5 protein-coding genes and 2 pseudogenes are annotated in these 5,255 nt (G+C 68.0%); 2 read left to right on the forward strand and 5 right to left on the reverse strand.

Going from position 1 to position 5,255, the window contains the following annotated elements; genetic code table 11:
- Window positions 1-755 precede the first annotated feature (755 nt).
- Window positions 756-1,196 carry a nucleoside diphosphate kinase regulator gene (gene rnk, locus KBI52_RS02255; protein ID WP_210805051.1) on the forward strand — a complete coding sequence of 147 codons (441 nt, stop codon included), beginning with the start codon at window positions 756-758 and terminating at the stop codon, window positions 1,194-1,196.
- 23 nt (window positions 1,197-1,219) lie between these two features.
- Here rnk and KBI52_RS02260 read toward each other — a convergent pair whose 3' ends face one another.
- Window positions 1,220-2,074 carry a protein phosphatase 2C domain-containing protein gene (locus KBI52_RS02260; protein WP_210805053.1) on the reverse strand — a complete coding sequence of 285 codons (855 nt, stop codon included), beginning with the start codon at window positions 2,072-2,074 and terminating at the stop codon, window positions 1,220-1,222.
- Between the two features lie 69 nt (window positions 2,075-2,143).
- Between KBI52_RS02260 and KBI52_RS02265 the strand changes: the two genes are divergently transcribed.
- Window positions 2,144-2,779, forward strand: a complete 636-nt coding sequence (locus KBI52_RS02265) for a MarC family protein (protein WP_210805055.1) — start codon at window positions 2,144-2,146, stop codon at window positions 2,777-2,779.
- A 51-nt stretch (window positions 2,780-2,830) separates the two neighbouring features.
- Here KBI52_RS02265 and KBI52_RS02270 read toward each other — a convergent pair.
- The 4 genes and pseudogenes from KBI52_RS02270 to KBI52_RS32575 all read right to left on the reverse strand — a co-directional run.
- Window positions 2,831-3,333, reverse strand: a pseudogene (locus KBI52_RS02270) (RNA pyrophosphohydrolase).
- Window positions 3,334-3,337: 4 nt separating this feature from the next.
- Complete coding sequence (locus KBI52_RS02275; protein WP_210805057.1) at window positions 3,338-4,456, reverse strand: M20 family metallopeptidase; 1,119 nt, start codon at window positions 4,454-4,456, stop codon at window positions 3,338-3,340.
- A 154-nt stretch (window positions 4,457-4,610) separates the two neighbouring features.
- Window positions 4,611-4,862, reverse strand: a complete 252-nt coding sequence (locus tag KBI52_RS02280) for a hypothetical protein (RefSeq protein ID WP_371823101.1) — start codon at window positions 4,860-4,862, stop codon at window positions 4,611-4,613.
- Between the two features lie 214 nt (window positions 4,863-5,076).
- Window positions 5,077-5,255: pseudogene (locus tag KBI52_RS32575) on the reverse strand (single-stranded DNA-binding protein); the annotation flags it as partial.

The following is a 5,255-nucleotide window of genomic DNA, read 5'->3' on the forward strand; positions in this document are numbered from 1 at the left end:
CCACTCGCGCCACCCTCGATCATCCTGAAGGCTCGCAGCGCAAGCTGCGGGCCCACAGGTGCTGGCTCTTTGACATCACCACAGATCAAGCACCCGCACCGCAGCGTGACGCTCCCCCGTCCCGCCACCCTGCCACGTCATGGCCGGCCCTGTGCCGGCCATCCCGATCCGGAAAAGGCCCTCACCTCAAGCAATCGAGATCACCGGGACAAGCCCGGTGATGACGTGGTGGCTGGCCGGCACAGGCGGAGGATGGGATCACGGGAGGGCGCCGTCCCATGACCGGAGGCCTGTGAGTGTGGGACCAGCGATTGCGACGACTGCCGCGCAGCCTTGCCGTCATTTGACAAAGCACGCCGGGTGTAGGAGCCTCCCCGGGTCATGTTGAGCTTCTTAACGCACCGTCGCGGCCTGCATCGGGCAGGCAACCTCATCGCGGGCCATTAGCCCCGAGCTCAACGCGCGTCGGCGTTCCGGGCTCGGGGCGCTTCAAGACAGCTGCGCATCCGGACATCCTGTGAGGCAGAACGCCGGCTCCTCCGGCGCCACGCCGCGTCATCGCCGTTCAGGTCCTGGATCCCGTTGAAAAGCAGAATCCCGTCCGCGCCGCCAGTCACCAGGGCTCCTCGTCGTGGCGCGCCGTGACGGCCTCCACCCACACGACGCGCCATGCCCCTCACCAGCCAACGGGATCCCTGATCCCGGCTCCGCCGCAGCATCCCGCTCTGCGGCATCCTCAAATCCAGGAGACACCCATGACCAGAAAAGCATCAGCCGGCGCAAAGCCGCGGATCACCCTGACCTCGTCCGATTTTGAGAAGCTGTCGACCCTCGCCGAGGCGGCCAAGCACACCATGCCGGAGGTGGCACGGGACCTGAGCGCGGAGCTCGACCGGGCACATGTTCTTGCGGAAGGGAGGCTCCGCCCCGACGCGGTTCATATGGGCTGCACGGTCGATTTCCGGGACGACACGACCGGGCGGGTGCAGACCGTCACCCTGGCCTATCCGCATGAAGCGGACATCGCGAAGGGGAGGATCTCGGTGCTGACGCCGATCGGAACCGCCCTGATCGGCCTGCCCGTCGGGCAGTCCATCGGCTGGACGACGCGCACGGGCGAATCGCGGCGCCTGACGGTGCTGCAGGTCGCAAACCCCGGCGTGGCGGAGGCCGTCCCGGAGCGGGAGGCCATCTGACCCGGGCAGGGACGACAACCGGACTAGGCCCTCAGCAGGATCGCCGTCGCATCGTCGCTCGCCTTGAACCGGGGATAAAGCCGGCCGTCCGGATCGCGCTCCGTCTCGATCTCGCGCGCCAGGGTCACCAGAGGTTCCAGTCCGGCCGACAGGGCGGCCGCCATGAGGGCCGTTGCGTCCATGGCCCGATAAAGATCGACGAGGGCCGAAAACCCGTCCGAGGCCAGGAGGATCGCGGTGCCGTCGCGGCACGGCGCCGTCTCGTGCCGCAGCCGGTCGGCGGCGTCAGGATTGAAGCTCAGAAGAGCGGCCGGGATGCCGCTCTTCCGCTGCCGCTCCCGACGCTCGCCGAGCCACGCGAGGAAAACGGGCTCATCGAGGATGGCCGTGGGGCGGGATCCCGCCTGCCCGATCAGCTCCGCCGCCTTGGACGATTCGGCAGCGCGCAGGCCGGGAGCGTCGCCAAACGTCGCGACGGAGCCGTCGGGCTGCCGGACATAGGCCGTGGTGTCGCCGAAGGTCCAGGCGTCGAGAACGTCGCCCCTGCGGCGAACCAGGGTCATGGCCCCAAGCGGCCAGGTGATGAAATCCTCGTGCCGCTCCCTGGGCGCAACCGCCCGGTAGGCGGTGCGCGCCTCCTCCATCACGTGGCGCAGGAGGGCCACGCCGTCCTGGGCGTGCGGGGCGAGGTTCGAGAGACGCTCGTCGGCGAACGTCGCCAGCCACGCGGCGTCGCTCGTCCCGCGCATGACGGGCGTCGTGCCCGGAAAGATCGAGGTGTCGATCACCCAGGCCCAATCTCCCGAGACGCCGCAGATATCCTCGTTGGGCTTGGCCGGGTGGCCCGGCCGGCTGATCCGATCCATAACCGTGAACATCGTCGCATCGCCCCTCGTCAAACCGGTTCGATCACCCCATAAAGCAAAGCTTGCAGGAAGGTCCAGCCGATGCTTCTCGACTACATCTCCGCTGCCCTCGTGACTCTTCTCGTCACCCTCGACCCGGTGGCGCTGGCGCCGATCTTCGTGTCGCTGACGCGGGGAATGAACGCCGCGGAGCGCCGCCGCGTTTCCGTGCGCGCCTGCCTGATCGCCTTCGGCATCCTGGCCTTCTTCGGCCTCGGCGGCGAGGTTCTGCTGCGGCTCTTGGGCGTCGGCATCCCGGCCTTCCGCATCTCCGGCGGCCTTCTGCTGTTCTGGATCGCGTTCGAGATGGTGTTCGAACGCCGCAACGAGCGCAAGCAGCACACGGCCGACATCGCCATCACCGAGGACCACATCCGCAATGTCGCGGCCTTCCCGCTCGCCATCCCGCTGATGGCCGGCCCGGGCGCCATCACGGCCGTGATCCTGCTCGCCGGACGGGCGGACGGCAACTTCGTCTATCTGACGGCGCTGCTGATCCTGATTGCCCTTGGCATCCTGAGCTGCCTCGTGGTGTTCTCCGCGGCCGACCGCGTCTCCCGCTGGCTCGGCGTCACCGGCAACGTGGTGCTGACGCGCCTCCTCGGGGTGATCCTCGCCGGGCTGGCGGTGCAGTTCATCATCGACGGCGTGCTGGCGCTGCTCCGCCAGCAGCCCTAGAGCACCGGACCCGGTTTTAGGCCCGATGCTCCGCTCGTTGGAAAGCGCATCTCAGGACGGGGACGCGAACGGCGCGAATTCACGAGCCACGTGCTCGTAGACGGCGCGCTTGAACGGAACCACCAGTCCGGCAGCCGCTCGAGCCGTTCCCAGCGCCAGGCGCTGAATTCCGGTACGGCGCCGCCCCGGATGCCCCCGACCTCGATCTCGTCGTCGGTGCCCGCGAACCGGAAGGCGGCCCAGCGCTGGCTCTGGCCGCGGAACGGGGACAGGCGGTGCGGCGGCCCGGCATAGGGCGGAAAATCATAAGCGACCCACTCGGGCGTCAGCCCGAGCAGGCTTGCGTTCGTGACGCTCGTCTCCTCCCAGAGTTCCCGCCTCGCCGCCGCCAGAACGTCCTCGCCGTCGTCGACGCCGCCCTGCGGCATCTGCCAGTCGTGTCCCGGCGCGATGATCTCGGGCCCGTCGTCGCGCAGGCGCCTGGCGATCAGGACCAGGCCGTCCCCGTTGAACAGCGCGATGCCCACGTTAGGCCGGTAGCGTGCCTGGGACACGGGCTCAGCCCAGGGTTTCGAGGAGGCGCGTCATGAGCTTCTGGCGCGGCGCGATCGACGAGATCAGGCCGTATTCCTGGAGGGTGTGCGCCCCGTCGCCGTCGATCCCGAGCCCGTCGAGGGTCGGAATGCCCAGGGCCGCAGTGAAATTGCCGTCCGAACCGCCGCCCACGCGCGGTGCCGACACGAGGTCGAAGCCGATTTCGGCGGCCAGGGACTTGGCGTGGTCGAACAGCCTCGACGTCGCCTCGGACCGCTCGTAAGGCGGCCGGTTCATGCCGCCGGTCACGGTGAGCTTGAAGTCCGGGCTGGACGGCTTCAGCCCGAGGATGGCGGCCGTCACGGACTCTCCGTCGGCCACGGTCTCGACCCGCAGATCCACCTGGAAGCGGCAATGCTGCGGAATCGTGTTCACCGCCGTGCCGCCCGACACCATGCCGACCGTTGTGGTGATGCCGCGCCCGTAATCGGTCAGGGCCTCGATGGCCAGGATCTGGCGGGCGGCCTCATAGACGGCGTTGCGCCCGTCCTTGTGGCGCGAGCCCGCATGGGCGGGGCGTCCCTCCACATGCACGTCGAAGCGCCCTACTCCCTTGCGGGCCGTCACGATTTGGCCGCCGTCGCGGGCAGGCTCCGTCACGAGCACAGCGGCCGAGCGGCGGCCGAGATCCTCGATCATCGGTCGGGTGATCGGCGAGCCGATCTCCTCGTCGGGCGTGACCAGGAACACCATGGGCCGTGCCGCGCTGCCCCGGCGGGCCACGTCCTTGAACGCCTCCAGGGCGAACCAGGCGCCGCCCTTCATGTCGTAGATGCCCGGCCCGTAGAGCCGGTCGCCCTCGACCCGCAGGGGGAGATCGGTCTCGACCGTGCCCACAGGATGCACCGTATCGAGATGCGACATGACCAGGATGCCCGGTTCCGACGTCTGCGGGCCGGCCCGCAGGACGAGAACATCCCCCAGGCCCTGCTCGCCGGCGATGCGCTCGACGGCCACCGGCGCGTCCCGCATCTGGGCGACCACGAGGTCCATCATCAGGTTGACCCCGGCCCGGTCGTGGGTCGGGCTCTCGGTGCGGATCCAGGTGAAGAGCGTGTCGAGGGACGGTGAGGAGAGGCTCATGATATCTTCGTTCTGAATGATGGTCGCGCTGGCTAACCACTCCTCGCCCGAAACATCAAGCCCGAGATGGTCCCAGCCGGGCGCGAGGCGAGCCTGAGCGAAGGCCATATGCCGCAAGCACGTGATCCACTGCCTCGGCTCGTGAGAGGAATTCTCAGTGCTGCGCCACGTTCAGCGGGATCGACAGCAACACCTTGCCCGACTCGTCGACGACCTCGAGCTGCCACCCGCTCCAGTCGACCTCGTCCGCCTCGCCTTCCTGTCTCAGTTCCTGGATGGCCTTGAGCGCCTGATAATGAGCCGCTTCCACATCCGAGACCTCGATCCCAGCCTCGTCGATGATCCGTTCGTGCATGTGCACAAGGTGAAAGTAGCAGTGCACGACAGGAAACCCTGGAAATTTCACTCAACCGACGAGCTTCAGCAGCACCCGGAATCTACCCTTAGATGAGCAGCTTCCATACTATGACGCAAGGTAAGTTTTCAGCATGGCATCGACTTAAAGCTCCAGCGTCAGGACCCGACCGAGGCCGGAGAGGGCACGACATTGCGCCAATCTCCGGCTCGCGGGAGGTTGGGCCGTATTTTCGGACGGCCTTTCCTGCCCGAGTGGCAAATCCCTAGAACGGGATGTCGTCGTCGAGGTCGCTGTAGCGCGAGCCGCCTCCGCCACCGCCGCCGCCATTGCCACCCCCGGAGAAGGAGGGAGCCGGTCTGCGCTCCGTGGGGGAGGCTCGTCCGAAGTCGCCGCCGCGGCTGATCTGGCCCGGCTCGTCGTCGCCGAACTCCGACGCCCCGC

Source organism: Microvirga sp. HBU67558 (assembly GCF_018069605.1).
GTDB classification, from domain to species: Bacteria; Pseudomonadota; Alphaproteobacteria; order Rhizobiales; family Beijerinckiaceae; genus Microvirga; species Microvirga terrae.